19 protein-coding genes are annotated in these 22733 nt (G+C 67.3%); 8 read left to right on the top strand and 11 right to left on the bottom strand.

Translation table 11 applies throughout. The features are described 5' to 3' along the window. Positions 1–53 precede the first annotated feature (53 nt). From KIT86_RS04855 to sucC, 6 genes are all read right to left on the bottom strand, one after another. Complete coding sequence (locus KIT86_RS04855) at positions 54–857, bottom strand: 3',5'-cyclic-nucleotide phosphodiesterase (RefSeq protein WP_297395520.1); 804 nt, start codon at positions 855–857, stop codon at positions 54–56. A gap of 189 nt (positions 858–1046) precedes the next feature. Next, on the bottom strand, positions 1047–1676 hold the full coding sequence (locus KIT86_RS04850; RefSeq protein ID WP_297395518.1) for an FHA domain-containing protein: 630 nt from the start codon (positions 1674–1676) through the stop codon (positions 1047–1049). Positions 1677–1726: 50 nt separating this feature from the next. Continuing rightward, positions 1727–2512, bottom strand: a complete 786-nt coding sequence (locus KIT86_RS04845) for a Stp1/IreP family PP2C-type Ser/Thr phosphatase (RefSeq protein WP_297395517.1) — start codon at positions 2510–2512, stop codon at positions 1727–1729. Positions 2513–2522: 10 nt separating this feature from the next. Beyond that, a complete protein-coding gene (locus KIT86_RS04840; protein ID WP_297395515.1) occupies positions 2523–5216 on the bottom strand; it encodes a CHASE2 domain-containing serine/threonine-protein kinase in 2694 nt (897 codons plus the stop codon). A gap of 231 nt (positions 5217–5447) precedes the next feature. Continuing rightward, positions 5448–6341, bottom strand: a complete 894-nt coding sequence (sucD, locus tag KIT86_RS04835) for a succinate--CoA ligase subunit alpha (protein WP_291111541.1) — start codon at positions 6339–6341, stop codon at positions 5448–5450. A 53-nt stretch (positions 6342–6394) separates the two neighbouring features. Continuing rightward, the gene (gene sucC, locus KIT86_RS04830) at positions 6395–7555 is read right to left on the bottom strand and encodes an ADP-forming succinate--CoA ligase subunit beta (protein ID WP_291111539.1); all 1161 of its coding nucleotides are present in this window, start codon (positions 7553–7555) and stop codon (positions 6395–6397) included. A gap of 171 nt (positions 7556–7726) precedes the next feature. On the opposite strand from sucC, the gene argC reads away from it, so the two are divergent. Together argC and KIT86_RS04820 are read left to right on the top strand one after the other, a co-directional pair. After that, the gene (gene argC, locus KIT86_RS04825) at positions 7727–8638 is read left to right on the top strand and encodes an N-acetyl-gamma-glutamyl-phosphate reductase (RefSeq protein ID WP_297395513.1); all 912 of its coding nucleotides are present in this window, start codon (positions 7727–7729) and stop codon (positions 8636–8638) included. A 101-nt stretch (positions 8639–8739) separates the two neighbouring features. Then, complete coding sequence (locus KIT86_RS04820) at positions 8740–10272, top strand: MFS transporter (RefSeq protein WP_297395511.1); 1533 nt, start codon at positions 8740–8742, stop codon at positions 10270–10272. A 7-nt stretch (positions 10273–10279) separates the two neighbouring features. Here KIT86_RS04820 and recX read toward each other — a convergent pair whose 3' ends face one another. Both recX and recA read right to left on the bottom strand, forming a co-directional pair. Then, positions 10280–10741 carry a recombination regulator RecX gene (gene recX, locus KIT86_RS04815; protein WP_297395509.1) on the bottom strand — a complete coding sequence of 154 codons (462 nt, stop codon included), beginning with the start codon at positions 10739–10741 and terminating at the stop codon, positions 10280–10282. Positions 10742–10762: 21 nt separating this feature from the next. Further along, positions 10763–11893 carry a recombinase RecA gene (gene recA, locus KIT86_RS04810; RefSeq protein ID WP_297395507.1) on the bottom strand — a complete coding sequence of 377 codons (1131 nt, stop codon included), beginning with the start codon at positions 11891–11893 and terminating at the stop codon, positions 10763–10765. Positions 11894–12027: 134 nt separating this feature from the next. Between recA and KIT86_RS04805 the strand changes: the two genes are divergently transcribed. From KIT86_RS04805 to KIT86_RS04795, 3 genes are all read left to right on the top strand, one after another. After that, entirely contained in the window at positions 12028–12546 is a 519-nt protein-coding gene (locus tag KIT86_RS04805; RefSeq protein ID WP_297395506.1) for a MarR family transcriptional regulator, read from the top strand. A 99-nt stretch (positions 12547–12645) separates the two neighbouring features. After that, on the top strand, positions 12646–13320 hold the full coding sequence (locus tag KIT86_RS04800; protein ID WP_291111520.1) for a response regulator transcription factor: 675 nt from the start codon (positions 12646–12648) through the stop codon (positions 13318–13320). A gap of 115 nt (positions 13321–13435) precedes the next feature. Continuing rightward, the gene (locus tag KIT86_RS04795; RefSeq protein ID WP_297395576.1) at positions 13436–14815 is read left to right on the top strand and encodes a sensor histidine kinase; all 1380 of its coding nucleotides are present in this window, start codon (positions 13436–13438) and stop codon (positions 14813–14815) included. A gap of 5 nt (positions 14816–14820) precedes the next feature. Here the strand turns inward: KIT86_RS04795 and KIT86_RS04790 are convergent, their stop codons facing one another. Then, positions 14821–15471, bottom strand: a complete 651-nt coding sequence (locus tag KIT86_RS04790; protein ID WP_297395502.1) for a glutathione S-transferase N-terminal domain-containing protein — start codon at positions 15469–15471, stop codon at positions 14821–14823. A gap of 23 nt (positions 15472–15494) precedes the next feature. After that, complete coding sequence (locus KIT86_RS04785; RefSeq protein ID WP_297395500.1) at positions 15495–18440, bottom strand: DNA topoisomerase III; 2946 nt, start codon at positions 18438–18440, stop codon at positions 15495–15497. A 178-nt stretch (positions 18441–18618) separates the two neighbouring features. Between KIT86_RS04785 and KIT86_RS04780 the strand changes: the two genes are divergently transcribed. The 3 genes from KIT86_RS04780 to KIT86_RS04770 all read left to right on the top strand — a co-directional run bounded on the left by KIT86_RS04780 (position 18619) and on the right by KIT86_RS04770 (position 20764). Next, positions 18619–19077: an SET domain-containing protein-lysine N-methyltransferase gene (locus KIT86_RS04780; RefSeq protein WP_297395574.1), complete on the top strand. Its 459-nt coding sequence runs from the start codon at positions 18619–18621 to the stop codon at positions 19075–19077. A 113-nt stretch (positions 19078–19190) separates the two neighbouring features. Further along, positions 19191–19991 carry a biotin--[acetyl-CoA-carboxylase] ligase gene (locus KIT86_RS04775; RefSeq protein ID WP_297395498.1) on the top strand — a complete coding sequence of 267 codons (801 nt, stop codon included), beginning with the start codon at positions 19191–19193 and terminating at the stop codon, positions 19989–19991. Beyond that, entirely contained in the window at positions 19985–20764 is a 780-nt protein-coding gene (locus KIT86_RS04770) for an SPOR domain-containing protein (RefSeq protein WP_297395496.1), read from the top strand. The genes KIT86_RS04775 and KIT86_RS04770 overlap by 7 nt, the downstream gene beginning before the upstream one ends. A 21-nt stretch (positions 20765–20785) precedes the next feature. Here KIT86_RS04770 and KIT86_RS04765 read toward each other — a convergent pair whose 3' ends face one another. Next, on the bottom strand, positions 20786–22708 hold the full coding sequence (locus KIT86_RS04765; protein WP_297395495.1) for a S8 family serine peptidase: 1923 nt from the start codon (positions 22706–22708) through the stop codon (positions 20786–20788). Positions 22709–22733: the final 25 nt, after the last annotated feature.

Below are 22733 nucleotides of genomic sequence, written 5' to 3'. Positions count from 1 at the left end.
CACGGAAAGTGGCTGACATTTTTTGTCACCTCACCGTCGGGCGACGGGTTTTGTCACAGTTCGAAAGTCTGCCCGGCGCTGAGCCACCGGATGTCGTGGCGCGCATCGGTCGAGCGGTGGGGCGCTTCGTCGAAACGGCGGATCTCTTCCATGATCAGGCCGGTTTCCGCAGGCTTGGTGTGGGTGATGTAGATCGGATAGCGCTGGCTTGCATCGATCTGCTCCAGTTCCTGAGCCAGCAGGCCGGGGGCCAGGTGAAGGCTGCGCTGCGCCAGCGCGTGCTCGCGGTCGCTGAAGGCGGTTTCGATCACCAGAAGGGCCACTGGCAACTGATTGACCCGCTGCCAGAATGCCGGGTTGCGCCCGGTGTCGCCGCTGAAGACCCAGTGGCCCGAGGCGCTCGCAGCGGCGAAACCGACCGCCGGCACGGTGTGCACGGCAGGCAAGACCTCGACCGCCTTGCCGCCGACATGGAGCACCTCCCCAACGGCGATGGAGACGAAGCGCATGAGCGGCGTGTCCACGCTGGGTATGGCAGAGAAATCAGGCCAGATCAGGTTGTTGAAGATATGCACCTTGAGCGCGGCGATGGTGCCGGGCAGGGCATGAACTTGCAGCGGAGCGGCGCCGCTGGCCATGCGGCGGGCAGCCACGGCATCCAGCATGAGGGGCAGCGCGGCCACGTGATCCAGGTGCGAATGGGTGAGCAGGACGTGGTCCACCCGGGCCATCTCATCCAGCGTCAGATCGCCCACGCCGGTGCCGGCGTCGATCAGGACGTTGTCGTCGAGCAGAAAGGAGGTGGTTCGGCAACCATGGGCAATGGCTCCAGAGCACCCCAGTACACGGACCCTCATGTGGCAGCTTTGGCGTGGCATGGCCGGCACTGCCGGCACATTGGATAGGGGGAACTGGCTGCCTCAGCCTCAAGGATCCGAGGCGACAACCGACTGCCGAAGGCTACCCGTTTGACTGGACGCCGGAAAGGACTTTTTTGGCATTTCTGCCGATGGATGCCATGCCCACGGCCCGCGGGCCGGTTTGACTCAGTGCTGGACGAACTGCATCTGCGTGCCGGCCAGTTCCAGCAGGTCGCCGTGGTGCAGGTTCACGGCATCGGTCCCGATGGGATTCCCGTTGATGGTGGGCTTTTGCGTGCCCTCGACCAGAGCCACCACATAGCCATGGGGCCGGCGCGTGATGGCCGCGACCGCCACGCCGGGTTTGCCGATGGTCGTCACCACTTTGACCAGGGGGACTTCACGGCCGGCCGCGGTGCCGGACATGACCTTGATCGCGGCGTTGCCCAGCGGGGCACCTTGGGAGTCGCCCGGCTCCACCACGGAGCCAGCGTTGATGACGGTGGTCTTTTCGTAGGTCTCGCTGGCACCCTCGTGCACGAACTTGATCTTGTACTTGCCGATTTCAACGGCATCGCCGTTCTGCAGCTGCTGCTTCTTGATCGCCTTGCCGTTGACGTACGTGCCGTTGGTGCTGTTGAGGTCTTCGAGAAACACGTCCATGCCGGACATCTGCATCACGGCGTGCTCGCCGCTGACCGCGAGGTTGTCGATCACGATGTCGTTATAGGGACGCCGGCCCAGCGTGGTGCGGTCTTTCGTGAGTTGCACTTCCTTGATGACGACACCGTCGATGGAAACGATCATTTTCGGCATGGCCGACTCCTCTGGAACCTATTGATTGAATTCTGAAATGGCGCTGGTGACTACTTGCCGAGCATCCGCGAGAGCAGGCCTTTGCGGATCGGCTTCGATCTAGCATACGCCAGTATCACCGAAATATTGTCGCGCCCTCCGCAGTCGTTGGCCCCATCCACCAGGGCCTGCGCCTTTTCCTCCAGCGTGCCCGCCGTCACCAGAATGGCGGCGATGCGCTCGTCGCTCATCATGTCGCTGAGCCCATCGGAGCAGAACAGATAGAGGTCTTCGTCCTCGACTCGGTACTCGTTGACTTCCAGCAACACCGTGTCTTCCACCCCCAGGGCGCGGGTGACGAGGTTCTTGTGGGTGGCGTACTGGGCTTGCTCCAGCGAGATGAGCCCGGCGTCGATCTGCTCCTGCAGCAGGGAGTGGTCGCGCGTGATCTGCACAAAGCTGCCCGTGCGCAAACGGTAGCAGCGCGAATCGCCCACATGGCCGATCATGGCGCGCGCACCGTGGAACACGCCCATGACCAGGGTCGTGCCCATGCCAGCGTACTGCGCGTTGGAGTTCGCGGCGTTGAAGATGGACCGGTTGGCGTTGTCGATGCAGATTTCCATGGCGCGCTTGAGCTCACGCGCGCTGGCCTCGTGGCCGCCTTCGGACATCCAGCGCCCGAGCTCGGTCCGGATGAAGGTGGTCGCCATGGCGCTCGCGACTTCGCCTGCGTTGTACCCGCCCATGCCATCGGCCAGCACCACGATCTGGTTCTCGGGATCGAGGGTGACAGAGTCCTCGTTGTTGTCCCTGACCAGACCCGGATCTGTCAGACAAAAATACTCAAATATCATATTGTTGGATTTATAAGCGGATATCGAAGCTGACTGTCTCGGGCTCGCGCGACGAAACCGGCACCCGCGTGACAACTGTGGCAAGCACCTCGTTTTCATGGCTGCCCTCTTCTGAGGCGCGCACGCCATGTGGAGCCAGGTGGAAGTCGGGGGACAACGACAGGGCGGCGATGGTCTTGCGGAGGTCGGCGGCGATTTCGAGCCCCGTCTGATACCTTTGCGCAGGTGATTTCGACAGGGTCTTGCTCAGTATATCGGCCAGTTCCTGCGGCAATTCAGGGCGCCTTTCACGCACGTCGGGCGCGGGCTGGTTGGCGATCTGGTACATCAGCGCGGCCATCGAGTCGCCGCGCAGTGGCAGGGTGCCGGTGAGCAGCTGGAACAGCATGACGCCCAGCGAGTAAAGGTCCGAGCGACCATCCACGGGCTGGCCGGCCAGTTGCTCGGGCGACATGAAGCTCGGGGTGCCCAGCACCATGCCCGTTCGGGTCTTGCTCGACCCCGTGATGCGGGCGATGCCGAAGTCGGTGACCTTCACCGAGTCGGTGGCGGGGTCGTACATCACGTTGGCGGGTTTGATGTCGCGATGCACCACCTGCTGACGATGCGCATGGTCCAGCGCCAGCGCCACGCGCTCGCCGATGGACAGCACGCTCGCCACCGGCAGCAACTGCCCGTCGCGCGTGTGCGCCGCAAGGTCGTGGCCCTGCAGAAACTCCATCGCAATATAGGCCAGGTCATGCTCTTCGCCTGCATCGAAGATGGTGACGATGTTGGGGTGCTGCAGGCGACCCGCGGTTTCGGCCTCCCGGAAGAAGCGTTCGCGCACGTCGGCCAACTCCGTGCCTTCGAACTCGGCGCTGAGCGCCAGCGTCTTGATGGCCACGGTGCGGCCGATCTTCGGATCGCGGCCCTGGTACACCACGCCCATCGCGCCCTTGCCCAGCTCTTTCTCCACCTGGTACCGCCCCAACATCGGCTTCTCCACCCCGCCATCACCGATCAGCAGGGTGCCCCCAGGATGCGCGGCACCAGCACCCAGCATCACGGTATCGGACAGGTTCTTGGCCCGCTGGAGGCGCGCCAGCACATCCGCATCGGTGCGGTCGAACTTCGCCATGTGCTCGTACACCGCTTCGGCCTTGTTGAACTGGCGTTTGCGTTCGAAATCCAGCGCGAGGTGCCTGAGGTTGTCCATCAGCGAGGGACTGGGGGGCACGCGGCGCAGGCGGTCGAACGCCATGTCGAGTTGTCCCTGCCCTTGCAACGCCAGGCCCATCATGCGGTTGGTCTCAGCCGACTCTTCGTCCGCCTTGATCTTGCCCGCCTCGGTGGCGAGGAAGCGCCGGGTGGTCAGCGCGAGGTGCCCGATCAGAAGCAGCGCGACCGGGAAGACCAGCTGGAGCCAGAGGGAAGCCGACGCCAGCAACTGGTACTGGGCACCCAGCAGGAGCACGAACAGCCCCCCCGTCACCGCGGCCCCGGCGGCAGCGGACAGGCGAGGCAGCAGCACCACGAGATGCGCCACGACCACCAGCAACACGCCCAGCACCGCAAGACCGCCCCAGGCCGGTTGCGCGATGAAGTGACCGTTGACGATGCTGGAGGTGACGTGCGCCAGGATGGCCGCCGGAGACATCGCCGGCGACACCGGGGTGGTGAAGAGCGTGCCAACGCCGGCGGCGGTCGCACCAATGATGACCACCTTGTCGGCGTACTTGCTGGCGGGGATGCGACCCGAGACCACGTCGTAAAAGGAATCCACCGCAAAGGCGGGCTTGCCGTCGCGATCGGCGTAGAACTGCGGCAACAGACGCGCCGACTCGTCGGTCTGCAGACGGGTCGGGCCCAGCTGCACACCCTCGCCTGGCCACAGGCGGATATCGGCCATGCCCAGGTTCAGGCTGTGCGCCGCCACGCTCAGCGCCATGGACGGGACCGCGAAACCGTCGAAATCCACCAGCAGCGCTTCCCGACGCACCGCGCCGTCGGCATCGGGAATCTGGTTGAGATGGCCCACCCCGCTGGCGGCCTCGCCCAGGGCGGGCAAAGGCTGCTGGGTGCGTTGCGCTGGCAGGCCAAAGCCGCTGTCGTCGGCCAGCGCGCTGCGCTGAGCGAAGGCTGGCAAAGGCGCGTCAGGCCGCCCCAGCGGCTCCCCCAGCGTGAACACAGAGGGCACGATCACATTGCCCGCGCGCGCCATGCTGGCAACAAGGCGGGCATCGGCATCCAGGCGCTGCTCGGCCTCGCCGATGAAGCCCAGCAGGCGCTGGCGCGACACCGCGCCCAGATCCGGCAGCAGCGCTGCGCCGGGTGCCGTGCCGTCGAGCTGGTCGCGCAAGGCCCGCAGCTGGGTCAGGCCCCGATCGGTCTGTGGCTCGAAGAAGAAAGCCGTGTGAGCAATGGTCTTGGCCTTGGCCGCGCTGAGCTGGTCGATCAGCTCCGCATGCACTTCGCGCGGCCAGGGCCACCGCCCGATGTTGGCAATGCTCTGGTCGTCGATCGCAATGATGGCAATGCGCTCGCTCGGCAGCCGGCTGCTGGCCGAGCTGGCGAAGTCGTAGAAGCGGCGCTCCAGGCCGTCGAACAGATCGGTCGCTGCGTGCAACGCGAAGACGGCGAGCACCACCCCGAGGCCGAAAAAGGCGTCGGATCGCCAGATCCGGCCTCGGCCTTTCAGAGGGTTTGTCTTGGGGGTGGACACGTCGCGCATTCTCCGGGTGGGTTCGCTTGCTGGTCGCCGCGAACTGCCCAATGGTCAGAGACAAGCGCACCGTCGGTGCCGGCCAACTGCGCCAGCATCCAAGACGTTGCATTTTGTTGCAACCGGGCTTCGGCCGGCAAGCGGCTTTGTGGATTCGGCGCCTCAATTTCCCGGCGAACATAAAAAAAGGCAACGCAAGCGTTGCCCTTTTCACACCCGCAGGGAGTGGTCTCAGAGTTGCGCCTTGAGCAGCTTGCCCAGTTCCGAGGGATTGCGCGTGATGATGAAGCCCGACTCCTCCATGACGGCGAGCTTGGCATCGGCCGTGTCGGCGCCGCCGGAGATCAGCGCGCCCGCGTGGCCCATGCGCTTGCCGGGAGGCGCGGTCACGCCCGCGATGAAGCCCACCACGGGCTTCTTCATGTTGGCCTTGCACCAGCGGGCCGCGTCGGCCTCGTCGGGGCCGCCAATCTCGCCGATCATGATCACGGCATCGGTATCGGGGTCGTCGTTGAACGCCTTCATCACGTCGATGTGCTTGAGGCCGTTGATGGGGTCGCCACCAATGCCCACAGCGGTCGACTGGCCCAGACCCACTTCCGTGAGCATGGCCACGGCCTCGTAAGTCAGCGTGCCGGAGCGGCTGACCACACCGATGCGGCCCTTGCGATGGATGTGGCCGGGCATGATGCCGATCTTGATCTCGTCGGGCGTGATCAGGCCGGGGCAGTTGGGACCCAGCAGCAGGGTCTTCTTGCCACCAGCGGCTTCCTTGGCCTTCATCTTGTTGCGCACTTCAAGCATGTCGCGCACGGGAATGCCTTCGGTGATGCAGATGGCCATGTCCAGGTCGGCTTCCACGGCTTCCCAGATGGCAGCAGCGGCACCCGCCGGCGGCACGTAAATCACCGACACGGTGGCGCCCGTCTGCGTGGCGGCTTCCTTGACGGAGGCGTAGATCGGGATGTTGAAGATCGACTCGCCGGCCTTCTTCGGGTTCACGCCCGCCACAAAGGCGTTCTTGCCGTTCGCGTATTCCTGGCACTTTTCAGTGTGGAACTGGCCCGTCTTGCCCGTGATGCCCTGGGTGATGACCTTGGTGTCTTTGTTGATGTAGATCGACATGATGCTAGTCCTAGTCAGTTGGGGGCAGCGCTAAAGAACTGTCCCCAAGGTCATTACTTAACGGCAGCGACGATCTTGGTCGCGGCTTCGGCCATGGTGTCTGCGGCGATGATGGGCAGGCCGGATTCGGCCAGCAGCTTCTTGCCCAGCTCTTCGTTGGTCCCCTTCATCCGAACAACCAGCGGCACAGACAGGTTCACGGCCTTGCAGGCGGTGATCACGCCGGTGGCGATGGTGTCGCACTTCATGATGCCGCCGAAGATGTTGACCAGGATGCCCTTGACGTTGGGATTCTTGAGCATGATCTTGAAGGCTTCCGTCACCTTCTCGGCCGTGGCGCCACCGCCCACGTCCAGGAAGTTGGCCGGCTCGCCGCCGAACAGCTTGATCGTGTCCATGGTGGCCATGGCCAGACCGGCACCGTTGACCAGGCAGCCGATGTTGCCGTCCAGGCTGATGTAGGCCAGGTCGAACTTGGACGCTTCCACTTCGGCCGGATCTTCTTCGTCCAGGTCGCGGTAAGCCACGATTTCAGGGTGGCGGAACAGCGCGTTGGCGTCGAAGTTGAACTTGGCGTCCAGCGCCATCAGGTTGCCCTTGGAGTCGCAGTTCAGCGGGTTGATTTCCACCAGCGACGCATCCGTGTCCATGTAGCACTTGTAGATCTTGGAGAAGATGTCCACGGCCTGGTCGACGGAGGCACCGGTCAGGCCAATGGCCGCGGCAACCTTCTTGCTCTGCTCGGCGGTGATGCCGGTCAGGGGATCGATCATCTCGGTGATGATCTTCTCGGGCGTGGCATGGGCCACTTCCTCGATGTCCATGCCGCCTTCGCTCGATGCGATCAGGGCCACCTTCTGGGTCGCGCGGTCGGTCACCAGCGACACGTACAGTTCGTTCTTGATGTCGGCGCCGTCTTCAATGTAGAGGCGGCGAACCTTCTGGCCTTCGGGGCCGGTCTGGTGGGTCTTGAGCTGCATGCCCAGGATCTCGCCCGCCAGGCGCTTGACGTCGTCGACCGACTTCGCCACCTTCACGCCACCCCCCTTGCCACGGCCACCGGCGTGGATCTGGGCCTTGACCACCCAGATCGGGCCGCCGAGCTTTTGAGCGGCTTCCACCGCCTCTTGCACCGTAAATGCCGCAATGCCGCGGGGCACGGGCACACCAAACTGGCGCAAGATTTCCTTGCCTTGGTATTCATGGATCTTCATGAGGTCTCTCTCAGGAACAGGTAAAAGAGTGACGGCCTAACCGGGGCGGCCGCTTGGTGGGCACTGAAAACAGCAACCCGGGACTGTATCATGGTGCAACGCACCAAAAGCGCGCATTCGACGCGCGGGTTTGGTAATCCCCGGAATCCCAACTGACAAGGCAGAGCGGCCATGGCCAAGGTTTTCATCGACGGCGAAGCAGGCACCACCGGTTTGCAGATTCGCGAGCGCCTCCTCGGCATGCCGCAGATCGAGCTCATCAGCATCGCGCCGGAACACCGCAAGGACCCGGTTGCCAAGCGCGAACGCATGGCGCAGGCCGACCTGGTCATCCTTTGTCTGCACGACGACGCGGCGCGCGAATCGGTCGCCATGATCGACGCGCTGCCAGGCCATCAGCCCAAGGTGATCGACGCCTCCACCGCCCATCGCACCGCGCCCGGGTGGGTGTTCGGCTTTCCCGAACTCGCTCCTGGCCAGCGCGACGCGGTGGCCAACGCCCGCCGCGTGGCCAACCCGGGCTGCTATGCCACCGGCGCCATCGCCCTGTTGCGTCCCCTGGTCGACGCCGGCCTGCTGCCTGCCGATCACCCGGTCTGCCTGCCCGCTGTCAGCGGGTATTCGGGCGGCGGCCGCACCATGATCGAGGCCTACGAAAAGGGCGAAGCCCCTGCCTACGAGTTGTACGCGCTGGGCCTCAAGCACAAGCACATCCCGGAGATCCTGGCCTACACCGGCCTCACGCGGCGGCCCGTCTTCGTGCCCTCCGTCGGCAATTTCGCGCAAGGCATGCTGGTGCAGCTTCCCCTGCACCTCGACACCCTGCCCGGACAGCCCACGCTGGACGACCTGCACGCGGCCTACGCGAAGCACTTCGCGGGCGGGGAATGGGTGAGCGTGCTGCCGCCCACCGAAGACGGCAAGCTCGACGCGCTGGCGCTGAACGACACCAACCAGCTCGAAATCCGCGTGTTTGGCAACGCCGAGGCGCGGCAGGCGGTGGTGGTGGCCCGCCTGGACAACCTGGGCAAGGGCGCCAGCGGCGCCGCGGTGCAGAACCTCAAGCTAATGCTCGGCCTTTGAGGCCGAGCGGCGGGTTGTCGAAACCCGCCGCTGTGGTTCGTCGTGCCGGTGGATGGCGCCGGGCCCCGGCGCCGTCCACCGCCGAACCTTGAGGACTCCCCATGCCTGCCACATCGCCAGCCATCGAAACGGCCCCACCCCGGGCCACACAGCGCGAATGGGTCGCGCTGGGCGTGATCGCCCTGCCTTGCCTGGTCTATGCCATGGACCTCACGGTGCTGAACCTCGCGCTGCCCGCGATCAGCGCCGATCTGCGCCCTTCGGCGGCGCAACTGCTCTGGATCATCGACATCTACGGTTTCATGGTCGCCGGCCTGCTGATCACGATGGGCACGCTGGGCGACAAGATCGGGCGCCGCCGTCTGCTGATGATCGGGGCGGCGGCATTCGCGGCGGCCTCGGTGGCGGCGGCCCTGTCCACCACCGCCCAGGCCCTCATCGCCACGCGCGCGCTGCTGGGCATCGCGGGCGCCACGCTGGCGCCATCCACGCTCTCGCTCATCTCCAACATGTTCCGCGACGAACGCGAGCGGCGCATCGCCATCGGCATCTGGATCTCGAGCTACTCGGTGGGTGGCGCGATCGGCCCCCTGGTGGGCGGCGTGATCCTGCAGTACTTCGCCTGGCCTGCCATCTTCTGGGCCGCCGTGCCTGTGATGTTGCTGCTGCTGGCGGTCGGCCCCTTCCTGCTGCCCGAGTACCGCGATCCCGACGCGGGCCGGCTTGACCTGGGCAGCGTGGCGCTCTCGCTCACCGCCGTGCTCGGCGGGGTGTTCGCGCTCAAGCAGGCGGCCGAAGGCCACGTGAACGCGCCGACCTGGGTGGCCGCGGCGTTCGGCCTCGCGGCAGGCGTGGCCTTCGTGCGGCGCCAGCGCCGCATCGCCTACCCGCTGCTGGACCTGCGCCTGTTTGGCCAGCCCCGCTTCGCCGCCGCCATCTGCACGTATGCCCTCACCTCGTTCGCGATGTTCGGCGTCTACATCTTCATCTCGCAGCACCTGCAACTGGTGCTGGGTCTCTCGCCCCTGGTCGCGGGCCTGTGCACCGTGCCGTGGGCGCTGTCCTTCGTGGTCGGCTCGATGCTGACACCCGCCATCGCGCAGCGTTGTTCGGCACCCCGGACCATGGTGACGGGGCTGGCGGTGGCGGCCATCGGCTTCTCGGGGGTGGCGCTGGTCGATGGCACGCATGGCCTGGCGGCGCTGGTGGTGGGCATGACGCTGATGGGCATTGGCATGGCGCCGGTGTTCACGCTGGGCAATGACATCGTCATCAGCTCGGCGCCGCCCGAGCGGGCGGGCGCGGCGTCCGCCCTGTCGGAAACCAGCGCAGAGTTGTCCGGTGCCCTGGGTATCGCGGTCTTCGGCAGCCTGGCCACGGGCCTGTACCGCGCCGGCATGGCGGGTCAGTTGCCAGCCGGCCTGCCGCAGGAGGCGGTGGCGGAGGCGTCGACCCTGGGGGGTGCCTTGCGGGTCGCCGAAAGCCTGCCGGCGCCACTGGCCGAGGCCCTGGGCCTGGCCGCGCGCACCGCCTTCGTCGACGGACTGCAGGCCGCCGCGGTGCTGGGCACCGGCATCATGGTGGCCAGCGGCCTGCTGGCCTGGCGCATGCTGCGCACCCCCCGGGCGATCTGACCCGCGCTCAACCCTCGCTGTCGTCGAGGGGGACACCGCGCACCACGCGCCGCACCACCTCGGCGCCAAAGCCGCGCGTGAGCAGGAAGCGCATCTGTTTGGCGCGTTCGGCGGCATCGGCCGGGGGGGCCGCGAAGCGTTTGCGCCAGACCTCGCGTGCGCGAGCCTCTTCCGATCCCTGCAGGCCGGCCACCGCCTCGGCCACCGCCTGGGGGTCCAGCCCCTTGGCCTGCAACTCCTGGCGCACGCGAGACGCACCCAGGCGGGCCGAGCGCCGGTGCAGCACCGACTCCAGCACGCGCTGCTCGTTGATGAAGCCCTTGGCCTCCAGCTCGTCCAGCGCCTGGGCCAACTCGCCGGGCTCGGTCTCGTGCGCGCTCAGCTTGCGCTGCAACTCGGCACGCGAATGCTCTCGCCCGGCGAGCAGGCGCAGCGCACGGCCCTTGAGGGAAATCTGATCGAAGGCCATGCGCGCAGGCAAAGGCGGGGATCAGGCCGCCGGCGTGGCGTCAACGTCCTTGGCCTTGGCCGCCTTCTCGGTTTTTTCGGCCTTTTCGGCCTTGCCACCCTTGGCAGGCGCGGGCGCTTCGTCCACCGGCAGCAGCGGCACGCCCAGCTCGGTGCGCACCTTGTTTTCGATCTCCACGCGAAGCTCCAGGTTCTCGCGCAGGAATTCGCGCGCGTTGTCGCGGCCCTGGCCGATCTTCTCGCCGTTGTAGGCGTACCAGGCGCCCGATTTCTCGATCACGCGGTGCACCACCCCCAGGTCGAGGATCTCGCCCTCGCGGCTGATGCCTTCGCCAAACAGGATGTCGAACTCGGCCGTCTTGAAGGGTGGCGAGACCTTGTTCTTGACCACCTTGACCTTGGTCTCGTTGCCGATCGAGTCCTCACCCTTCTTGATCGTGCCGGTGCGGCGGATATCCAGGCGCACCGAGGCGTAGAACTTCAGCGCGTTGCCACCGGTGGTGGTTTCGGGGCTGCCGAACATCACACCGATCTTCATGCGGATCTGGTTGATGAAGATGACCATGCAGTTGGTCTTCTTGATGTGCGCGGTGAGCTTGCGCAGCGCCTGGCTCATCAGGCGGGCCTGCAAACCGGGCAGCGAATCACCCATCTCGCCTTCGAGTTCGGCCTTGGGCGTGAGCGCGGCCACCGAGTCGACCACGATCAGGTCGACCGCGCCGGAGCGCACCAGGCTGTCGACGATCTCGAGCGCCTGCTCCCCGGTGTCGGGCTGCGAGATCAGCAAGTCCTGCAGGTTCACGCCGAGCTTCTGCGCGTACTGGATGTCCAGCGCGTGCTCGGCATCGACGAAGGCGCACTGGCCACCGAGCTTCTGCATTTCGGAAATCACCTGCAGGGTCAGCGTGGTCTTGCCCGAGGACTCCGGGCCGTAGATTTCCACCACCCGGCCGCGCGGCAGGCCGCCGACGCCCAGGGCGATGTCCAGGCCCAGCGAGCCAGTGGAAACGACCTGGATGTCCTCGATCACCTCGCCCTCACCCAGCCGCATGATGGTGCCCTTGCCGAACTGCTTTTCGATCTGGGCCAGCGCGGCCTGCAAGGCCTTGGCTTTTTCGCTGTTGAGGGGGTTGTTCTTGACGGCTGCGTCCATGAGGGGCTCCTGAGCGGGTGGTAGAGGTTCGCAAAGCCTGTTAATGCGTACAGGCTGGATGCTTGAGCAGGAGTTTACAGGCTGGTCGAATTCAAACAAGGCGATATTTGATCAGTTTGCCTTACCATTGGCGGATGACCGACACCACGCCCGTTTTGCCTGACGACCGCTGGCGCGGCGGCCACCTGGGCCGCCTCATGGGCCTGGCCCTGAGGCGTTTTGACGAGCGCGTGCTCAGCCTGATGGCGCACGACGCCAACGTACCGCTGGCGCTGTCGCACCTGGCCGCGCGGGCGCAGGTGGGGGCTGCGCACATCCACATCACGCGCCACCTCGGCCTGCACGGCTCGCGCCTGACCGAGCTGGCTCATCAGGCCGGCATGAGCAAACAGGCCATGGGCGACCTGGTGACGCAGTGCGAGGCCTGGGGTCTGGTGCGCCGCGAAGCAGACCCGCGCGACGCGCGGGCCCGGCGCATCGTGTTCACGGACACCGGCCTGCTCTGGCTGGAGGCGTTCCGCCAGGCCGTGGCGCAGGCCGAGGCGGAGTTCCGCGCCCAGGTGGGCGACGCGGTGGCCACCGTGGTGGCGCTCGGCCTGGAAGCCTACGGCTCGGAATCTCCGGGCGCGCGCGCGGCCGTGCCGCCGCGCTGAACCCCGTGCCGCGGGGGCCCGCGCGGCCTAAAATGGCTGGCCCGAGCCGGGCATTCCCCGACGACGCGCTGCCCCCGGCAGCCACCCAGGAGACCTCCCATGCGCATCCTGATTGCCGAAGACGACCACGTGCTCGCGGACGGCCTGCTGCGCAGCCTGCGCGCCGCCGGCGCGGCGGTGGACCACGTCACCAGCGGCACCGAGGCCGACGCCGCTTTGCTGACCAACAACGAGTTCGACCTGCTGATCCTCGATCTGGGCCTGCCCCGCCTGCACGGCCTCGAAGTGCTCAAGCGCCTGCGCTCGCGCGGCTCCACGCTGCCAGTGCTCATCCTTACCGCGGCCGACAGCGTGGAGGAACGCGTCAAGGGCCTGGACTATGGCGCCGACGACTACATGGCCAAGCCGTTCTCGCTGCAGGAGCTCGAAGCCCGCGTGCGCGCACTCACGCGGCGCGGCATGGGCGGCTCCACCAACACCATCCGACACGGCCCCCTGGAGTACGACCAGGCTGGCCGCGTGGCCACCATCGACGGCAAGATGGTCGAACTCTCGGCGCGCGAACTCGGCCTGCTGGAGGTGCTGCTGCAGCGCGCCGGGCGCCTGGTGAGCAAGGACCAGCTGGTCGAACGCCTGTGCGAGTGGGGCGAAGAGGTGAGCAACAACGCCATCGAGGTCTACATCCACCGCCTGCGCAAGAAGATCGAGAAGGGCCCGATCCGCATCGCCACCGTGCGCGGCCTGGGCTACTGCCTTGAAAAAATCGCCGGCTGAAACCCAGGCGTTGATCGAGGCCTCGCCACCGCCGGTGGCGGGCCGCCCCATCCCGAAGTCGTTCGGCCTGTTCCAGCGCGAACAGCGCAGCCTGTTCGGCGAGATCCTGGACTGGATGCTCACGCCGCTGTTGTTGCTGTGGCCGCTCTCGCTGGCCCTGACCTGGTTCGTGGCCCAGGGCATCGCGAGCAAGCCGTTCGACCGAGCGCTGGAGTTCAACCTGCAGGCGCTCACGCAGTTCGTGGCCAACCAGAACGGGCAGATCAGCTTCAACCTCAATGCGCAGGCGCGCGACCTGCTGCGCGCCGACGACAGCGACCTCGTCTACTACCAGGTGATCGACCCGCGCGGCAAGCTCGTCAGCGGCGAGCTGGACTTTCCGCGCCCGCGCGAGGACGAAACCCCCGAGGCGGGCCGCGTGCTGCTGCGCGACGATGTGGTGCGCGGCGACGAGGTGCGGGTGGCTTACACCTGGCTCGAGCGCAACGACGCCCAGAACCTGGTGCTGATGCAGGTGGCGGAGACACGCGGCAAGCGCTCCACGCTGGCGGCGGAAATCATCAAGGGCGTGATGGTGCCGCAGTTCGTCATCCTGCCGTTGGCCGTGCTGCTGGTGTGGCTGGCGCTGGTGCGCGGCATCCGCCCGCTCAACGAACTGGAGCAGCGCATCCGCGCGCGCAAACCCGATGACCTCAGCCCGATCGAGGAGTCGGCCATCCCGCAGGAGGTCGCGCCACTGGTTTCGTCCATCAACGATCTGCTCACGCGCCTGAAAGCCTCGCTCACCACGCAGCGGCGCTTCCTGGCCGACGCCGCGCACCAGCTCAAGACGCCATTGGCCGGCCTGCGCATGCAGGCCGAGCTGGCCCAGCGCGAGAGCAATCCGGAAGAAATCCGCAGCTCGCTCAAGCAGATTGCGCGCTCCAGTTCGCGCGCCACGCACACGGTCAACCAATTGCTGGCGCTGGCACGGGCCGAGACCACCGGCCGCACCTTGCCCAGCGCGCGCGTGGACCTGGCCCGCCTGGTGCGCGACGTGGTGCAGGATTCGGTGCCGCGCGCGCTGGAGCACGGCATCGACCTGGGCTGCGAAGGCCCGGAGGAGGTGCCGCAAGACTGCCTGATGGACGGCAACCCCATCCTGTTGCAGGAGATGGTGCGCAACCTGGTGGACAACGCGATCAACTACAGCGGACGCGGCGGCGTGGTGACGGCGCGCGTCCTGATCGACCCCTTCAGCGGCGTGCAGATTCTGCAGGTGGAAGACAACGGCCCGGGCATCCCCGAGAGCGAGCGCGAGTTCGTGCTGCAGCCGTTCTACCGCGCGCTGGGCACCAACGTGGATGGCTCGGGCCTGGGCCTGACCATCGTGCAGGAGATCGCGCAACAGCACGGCGCGACGGTGCTGATCGAGAGCGCGCACCCCGAGCGCAACCCGCCGGGCCTGCTGGCCTCGGTGCGCTTCACGCCCAAGACGCCTCGACTGGCGCCCTGAACGGATCAGGCCTTGGGCTTGTAGATGTTGAGCACCAGCTTTTCACGCTCGACCGCGCGCGCCACCGCCGGCAACGCGGCGAAGCGCTGGGCCAGATCCCAGGTCGCCGGCCGGGTGGTGGGGTCGATGCCCGCAAACCCGCCCCAACGCAGCAGCGTCAAGGCATAGGCATCCAGCGCACCGGGGCGCTCGCCCATCATCCAGGGCGAGGCTTGCCGGGCCATCGATTCGATTTCGTCCAGCAGGCCCTGGTAGGTCTTGGTAGCGTGGGCGCGGATCGCCTGCTTGGCGGCCTCGTCGTCGGTGAACTTGTCCGGCATGAACACGTGCGTGAAAGTGGGGTGCACGGTGTTGTTCATCCAGACCAGGGTCTGCAGCGCGCGCGTGCGCGCCAGGCCCGATGCCGGCAGGATGCCTGCCTCGGGCAACTTGGCGTCGAGGTGCAGCAGGATCGCCACGATCTGTGTGATCACCTGCCCATCGTCCACCAGCACCGGCACCTGGCCACGCGGGTTGATCGCCAGGTACTCGGGGCTGCGCTGCTCGTTCTTGTGCAGCTTGACGCTGTGCGGCTCGAACGCCACACCGGAGAGCTCCAGCATGCTGTGGGGCACAAAGGAACATGCGCCGGGGGCGAAATAGAGAGTCAGGCTCATGCGGGAATTCCTCCTTGAAACAATCAGCTCAGGTGCTGGCCGACGATGCCGGCGATCTCGAACATGGTGACCTGCGGCTTGCCAAACACGGCGGCGAGCTTGGCGTCGGCGTTGACGCGGCGCTTGTCGCCCGCGTCCTGAAGGCCATTGGCCTTGATGTAGTCCCACAGCTTCTTCACCACCTCGGGGCGCGACACCGGGCCTTCGCCGATCACCGCCGCCAGCGCGGCACTGGGCTGCTTGCCGCTGGCGGCGGTGGTCTTGCGCGGCGCCTTGGGGGTCTTGGCCGCCGCGGCTTTCTTGGCCGCGGGTGCCTTCTTGGCAGGAGCCGCCTTCTTCGCAGGGGCGGCCTTGGCGGGAGCACCCGTGGCCGTCTTGCGCGGCGGGAACTTGCTCGCGCGCGGCTCGAACTCGAAGTTCACCTTGCCGGCCTCCTTGTCCCAGGCCAGGAAGGCCTTGAACGCGCGGCGCGTGCGCATGGAGACGAACTTGTCGAGCAGATCGGTCTTGCCGGTCTCCAGCAACTTGCTCATCTGCTCGCGCGCCACCGGCTGCTGCAGGATGATCTTGCCGCTCTTGAAATCGCACGTGGGCGTGGGCTGCGCCAGGGTCGGCACCGATTTCTCGCAGACATAGTTGCTGCCGTGCTCATGCACCGGGCTGCCGCACTTGGGGCAGGCGCCGAGCGACTCGCTGCCAGTGAAGTCCACCAGCTCGCCGCTTTCCTCGCCCTTCTTGTCGTCGCCGAAGTCGAACTCCAGCTTCCAGTTCTTGTCTTCTTCGTTGAACTTGATCACGATCTCGGCCACGAAGGGCCAGCCCGCCTTGGAGCGAAAGCCTTCGAGCGGGCCGATCTTCTTGTCGCGCAGGAGCTGCTCGGCCTCTTCGGGTTCAAAGGTGCGACCGGCCGGCGACTTGCCGAACGAGAAACCGCAGCCCTCGCTGTTGCCGTCGGCGCCTGTGCAGGTGTAGCGGCGGTAGTTCTCTTTGACCACGCCACCGCAGTTCGGGCACGGCGTGGACAGCGTGGCGTAGTTGCCTGGGATGGTGTCGCGGTCGTATTCCTTGGCCTTCTTCACCATGCGCTCGGTCATGGCGGCAATCTCGCCCATGAATGCGGCACGGCTGAGCTGGCCGTGCTCCATCTGCGCGAGCTTGTACTCCCACTCGCCGGTGAGCTCAGGCTTGGAGAGCTCCTCCACACCCAGGCCGCGCAGCAGCGTCATGAGCTGGAAGGCCTTGGCGGTGGGAATGATTTCGCGGCCTTCGCGAAACATGTACTTCTCGGTGAGCAGGCCTTCGATGATGGCCGCGCGCGTGGCTGGCGTGCCAAGGCCTTTTTCCTGCATGGCCTCGCGAAGTTCATCGTCGTCCACCAGCTTGCCCGCACCCTCCATGGCGCCCAGCAGCGTGGCTTCCGAGTAACGCGCCGGCGGCTTGGTCTTGAGCCCCTTGGGCTCGACGCTCTCGGTGCGCACGGTCTCGCCCTCGCGCACAGGCACCAGGTTCTGGCCCTTGTCGCCCTCCTTGGCATCGGCCACGTCCTCGGCGGCTTCCTTGCCATAGACAGCCATCCAGCCCGGCTTCACGAGCACCTTGCCTTCGGTCTTGAAATGGTGGTTGAGCACCGAGCTGATGCGGGTGGTCACCATGAACTCCGCACTGGGGAAAAACACCGCCAGAAAGCGGCGCACCACCAGGTCGTAGAGCTTCTGTTCGGCTTCGCTCAGGCCGCTGGGCGCCTGCAGCGTGGGGATGATGGCAAAGTGATCGCTGACCTTGCTGTTGTCGAAGATGCGCTTGCTCGGGCGGATGTAGCTGTTGTCCAGCGCCGTCTTCGCGTGCGGCGCGAGGTGCTTCATGCCGCTGCCAGCCAGCATCTCGAAGGTCTGCCTGACGGTCGGAAGGTAGTCCTCGGGCAGGGCGCGCGAGTCGGTCCGGGGGTAGGTCAGGGCCTTGTGGCGCTCGTACAGGCTCTGCGCCAGCTGCAGCGTCGTCTTGGCCGAGAAGCCGAAGCGGCCGTTGGCCTCGCGCTGCAGGCTGGTCAGGTCGTACAGCAGGCCGCAGGCCTGGGTGGTGGGCTTGCTCTCTTCCTTGACGCTGGCGGCCTTGCCGCGCACCGCCTCGGCGATGGCCAGCGCCTCGCGCTGGCTCCAGACGCGGTCGGCTCGCAACTCGGCGTCGGCATCGTCGCCGGTGGGTTTCTTGAAGTTGGGGTCAAACCACTTGCCCGGGTACTCGCCGGCCTCGGCCAGGAAGCTGGCGTGGATTTCCCAGTAGTCACGGCTTCTGTGGGCGCGGATCTTTTCCTCGCGCTCGACCACGATGGACAGCGTGGGCGTCTGCACCCGGCCGACGGTGGTGAGAAAGAAGCCCCCGTCGCGCGAGTTGAAGGCGGTCATGGCGCGCGTGCCGTTGATACCGACCATCCAGTCGGCCTCGGAACGGCTGCGCGCGGCATCGGCCAGGCCCAGCATCTGCTCGTTGCTGCGCAATTGCTCGAAACCGTCGCGGATGGCCGCAGGCGTCATCGACTGCAGCCACAGGCGCTGCACCGGCTTGCCCAGCGGCTGGTAGCTGCCGTTCTTGAGGCCGCCGGCGTACTGCTCGATCAGGCGGAAGATCAGTTCACCCTCGCGGCCCGCGTCACAGGCGTTGATCAGGCGCGTCACGTCCTTGCGCTTGACCAGCTTGACCACCGCCGACAGACGCGACTTGGTCTTGTCGATCGGCTTGAGCTCGAAATACGGCGGCAGCACCGGCAGGTGCGCGAAGCTCCACTTGCCGCGCTTCACGTCGAACTCCTCCGGCGCGGCGATCTCCACCAGGTGGCCCACGGCGGAGGTCACCACGTACTTGTCATTTTCAAAGTGATCATCGTGCTTGTCGAACTTGCCCGCCACCGGGGTAAGCGCTCGCACGATGTCTTGGGCCACGGATGGCTTCTCGGCAATGACCAGGGTTTTCATCTCTACAATCGGCTTTCCACGCGCGTGTACACGCGCACATGGGCACGCGCACACCCGCGCGCACCTGCATGAAACAACCTTACCAAATATTTCGGCCGTGACGAAAAGCCCCCGCCAGACGCAGCCGCGCCCCTCTTCCACGAAGACCAAGGCCGCCGCACCCGCCCCCAGCCGCCGCATCCAGACCCGGCGCTCCGGCGTGCATGGAAAGGGCGTGTATGCCGTGGTCGATCTGGCCGAGGGCGAGACGCTCATCGAATACGTGGGCGAGATCATCACCTGGGACGAGGCACTGCGCCGCCACCCGCACGATCCCAGCGACCCGAACCACACCTTCTATTTCCACATCGATGAAGACCACGTGATCGACGCCAAGGTGGGCGGCAATTCGGCGCGCTGGATCAATCACAGCTGCCAGCCCAACTGCGAAGCCGACGTGGAAGACGGCAGGGTGTTCATCCGCTCGCTGCGGCCCATCCAGGCCGGCGAAGAGCTGTTCTATGACTATGGCCTCGTGATCGACGAGCCCTACACGCCCAAGCTCAAGGCGGAGTACCCCTGCTGGTGCGGCGCCAAGAAGTGCCGAGGCACCCTGCTGGCCCCCAAGCGCGCGGGACGCGCCTCCAAGCTCGGCTGAACATGACACCCCCCCGAAGCGCCTTCGGCGCCTCCTCGCGGGGGGCAATACCTGCGCGCGGTCCCAACCGGCTGCGCAGTGCACCGGTCACGTGCCCCAGCGCCCCATGACCCATGTCTGACCTGTTGTCGCACGCGGAAGCGGTCTGGGAAGCGGTGGTGCCCCATCTGCCGGGCTTCACGGTGGAGGTGCTGCCCAGCATCGATTCCACCAGCAGCGAACTCATGCGGCGCGCGCGCAACGGGCTCATGGAGCCGGTCCTGCTGACCGCCGAGCAACAGACCGCCGGGCGCGGCCGGCTGGGCAAGGGCTGGCACAGCAGGCCGGGCCAGTCGCTTACGTTTTCCATCGCCTTGCCGCTGGCGCCCTCGAACTGGTCGGGCCTGTCGCTCGCCGTGGGTGTGAGCCTGGCCCAGAGCCTGCACCCTGATGTGCGTCTGAAATGGCCGAATGACCTCTGGCTGCACCAGCGAAAGCTGGGCGGCATCCTGGTGGAGACCGCAAGCACCGGTGACGCGGCCCCGGGCCAGCGCATGGTGGTGATCGGCGTGGGCATCAACATCGCCCGCCCCGACAGCGCGGCCGTGGCCGCGCTCGTGCCCGAAGGCTCGACCGTGGCCGCCATGGCACCCGCCGGGCTGGCCGAGGTCCTCATGGGCATCACGGCAGGGGAGGTGCTCGAACGCGTGGCGCCACCACTGGTGCAGGACGTGCTCGCGTTTGCCTCGCAAGGCTTCAGTGCCTTTGCACAGCGTTTTGCGGGCCTGGACGCCTTGCAGGGCCTGGCGGTTCAACTCTCGGATGGCACCCGCGGCACCGCCTGCGGGGTGAGTCCCGACGGCGCCCTGCAGGTGCTGACCGACCAGGGCATGCTGACCGTCACCAGTTCGGAAGTGAGTGTGCGCCCGTGTTGAGGTGGGCGGTCATCGTGCTGGTGCTGGCCAACGCGGGCTACTTCGCCTGGACCCAGGGCTACCTGGGCGGCGTGGGCATGGCCCCGGTCGAGCAGCGCGAACCCCAGCGCCTGGCGCAGCAGCTCAGGCCCGAGGCCTTGCGCCTGCTCAACGGCCCCAAGGGCACACCGGTCGACACCGCCGCCGTGCCGCCGCCCGAGGCGGCCCCCGAAGCCCCGTCAGCGGCCACACCAGCCCCCGCGGTCGAAGCTGCCCCGCCGCCACCGGCCGCTCCCACCCCGCCACCGCCCTTGGCCGCCGCCCCGGCGGGTGAGGGTCCACGCGCCTGCTGGCAAGCCAGCGGCTTGACCGAAGCCCAGGCCGAACTGCTGCGCGCCGAGCTCGCGCTGCTGGGTCTGGGCGCGAACAGCTGGCAACTCACGGAGACCCGCAGCAGCGGCCGCTGGATCGTCTACATGGGGCGCTACGACAACACCGAGCAGGTGGAGCGCAAGAAAGCCGAATTGCGCGGCCTGGGCGTGCCGTTCCGCGAGCTCACCGCGACCGGCTTGGCCCCGGGGCTGGCGCTGGGCACCTACTCCACCGAAGCCGCCGCGCGGCAGGCGCTGCAGCAGACCGAGCGCGATGGCGTGCGAACCGCCAAGGTGGCGCAGGAACGGGCCGAGAGCGTGTCGTTCGCGCTGCGCCTGCCGGCCATCACCGACGCCCAGCGCGTGGCGGTGGACGGCCTGCGCGAGGCCATGGCGGGCAAGGCGCTGCGCCGCTGCGGCTGACGCGACGGCCGCGGGCCCGGCTCAGGCGCGAGGGCGGCGGCGCTGCCAGAGGGCCACGGCCATCACCCAGGCCCACAGGCTCATGCCCCAAAGTTGCCCGGTGGAGCCACCGCCCCCACCGCCGCTGGCAGCGGGCGCCGGCATGGCGGCCACCGTTCGCACGGTGTCTTCACCCGTGCGGGCGAAATTGTCGACCACGGTGAGCGAGAACACATAGCTGTCTTCCGCCACCAACGTGGCCTGGGCCACCGCGGTGTTGGCCGACGAGAGGGTGACCGGCTGCCCGCTGACCTGCACCCACTGATAGGAAACGATGCTGCGGCCCGGAATGGGCACGCTCTGGCCGCCATCGAGGGTGATCACCGTGCCGGGCTCGACCTCGCCCACGGGCTTGATCACGACCGCCGGGCCGGTGGCCAGTTGCACCGAGGTATTGGCGTCCAGCAGGCCTGCACCGCAGGTGGTGGTGGTGCAGTTGCAGGAAGGGCCGCCGGAGGCCCCACACGACACGGCCAACCCGGTTTCCGCCGCCGTGGCGTGCGGCCGGACACCCGCCTTCATGCGCTCGATGAGCTGGCGCGGGCTCAGGAAGGGGTTGACCGCCAGCATCAGGCTGGCGACGCCGGCGGCCTGTGGCGCCGCGAAGCTGGTGCCCTGCTTGTAGCCATACATGTCGACCCCTGGCGCGGTCGTGCCGCTGTTGTCGGTCGAGTACAGCAAGGTGGATGGGCCGGCATCGTTCGAGCCCCCGGGCGCGGCCAGCGCCACGCGGGTGCCGAAGCTGGAGTAGTCGGCCTTCGCCCCATCCCTGCGCACCGAGGCCACCGCCATGACCCGGCGGCAGTCGGCGGGGCGGGTCAGCGTGGTGTTCGAATTGCCCGCCGCCACGACGACGAGGGCCCCCGCGTTGGTCACCGCGTCGATGGTGGTCTGGTAGGCCGGCGTGCAGGCCGAGTCGCCCCCGAAGCTGAGGTTGATCACGCGCGCCGGGTTCGGGTTGACCGGCAGACCCGAGACCGGCAGGCCGGCCGCCCAGCGAAGGCCGTCGAGCAGGTCCGACAGCCGTGCGCCACACTTGCCCGAGACCCGCACCGGCAGCACCTTGGCCCCCCAGTTCAGGCCCGCAACGCCCTGGGCGTTGTCGGTGGCGGCAGCGATCTGCCCCGCGATAAAGGTGCCATGCCATGTGCTGTTGGACACGTCGCAGCCCGCGAACAGCGGGTCCGCCAGGTCGCCGGGATGCACCCAGTCGCCCGGGTCGCTCGGATCCGGGTCGCGCCCATCGCCGTCGTTGGCAACCGCCAGCTCGCTCACCAGGTCGTATCCAGGCAGCAGCCGGCCAGCCAGGTCCGGATGCCCGGGGCGGATGCCGCTGTCCACCACGGCCACGACCGCCGTGGGTCCGGAGGTGCTGCCGGTGGTGTCGCCCCAGGCAGAGGTCAGGTTCAGGGCCGACCGGTTCACCGAGTCGGGCGTCTGCAGATGCCATTGCTGAGGAAACAGCGGGTCGTTGGGGCTGACCGGCACGGCCAGTCGGGGCACCAGCACATCGGGCTCGACCCAGGCCACGTCGGGGTGCAGGCGCGCGCGGCGCACGGCGTTGTCCAGCGCCTGGCCGCGCAAGGGGCGGTCGAAGCGCAACAGTCGGGCGTTGCCGGCCTCGCCGGCCTGGCCTGGCGGCAGGCCCAGCTCGCGCGCCAGCCGGGCCACCCGTTCGCGCCCCTGGCGGGCGTTGCGGTCCCACTGCGACCGGACGCGCTCGCGCCCGGCAGCCCAGGGGCCTTGGTTCGTCTCGGCGCCCGACTCCAGTTCGTCGCCCTTGAACCCCATGATCAGGCCGACCGCTTCACGGCGGCTGGCCCGCTCCTGGGCCAGGGTCGGCGTGGCGATCAGGCTGGCCAGGGTGGCCGAGCACAGGAGCAGTGCTGGAAACAGTCGCCGCATGGATGGGGGGAGGGCCGCAAAGGCC

Origin of the sequence: Hydrogenophaga sp. (genome assembly GCF_026125825.1) — a bacterium.
Taxonomy (GTDB): Bacteria; Pseudomonadota; Gammaproteobacteria; order Burkholderiales; family Burkholderiaceae_C; genus Hydrogenophaga.
This window is presented reverse-complemented; position numbering and strand designations above follow the sequence as displayed.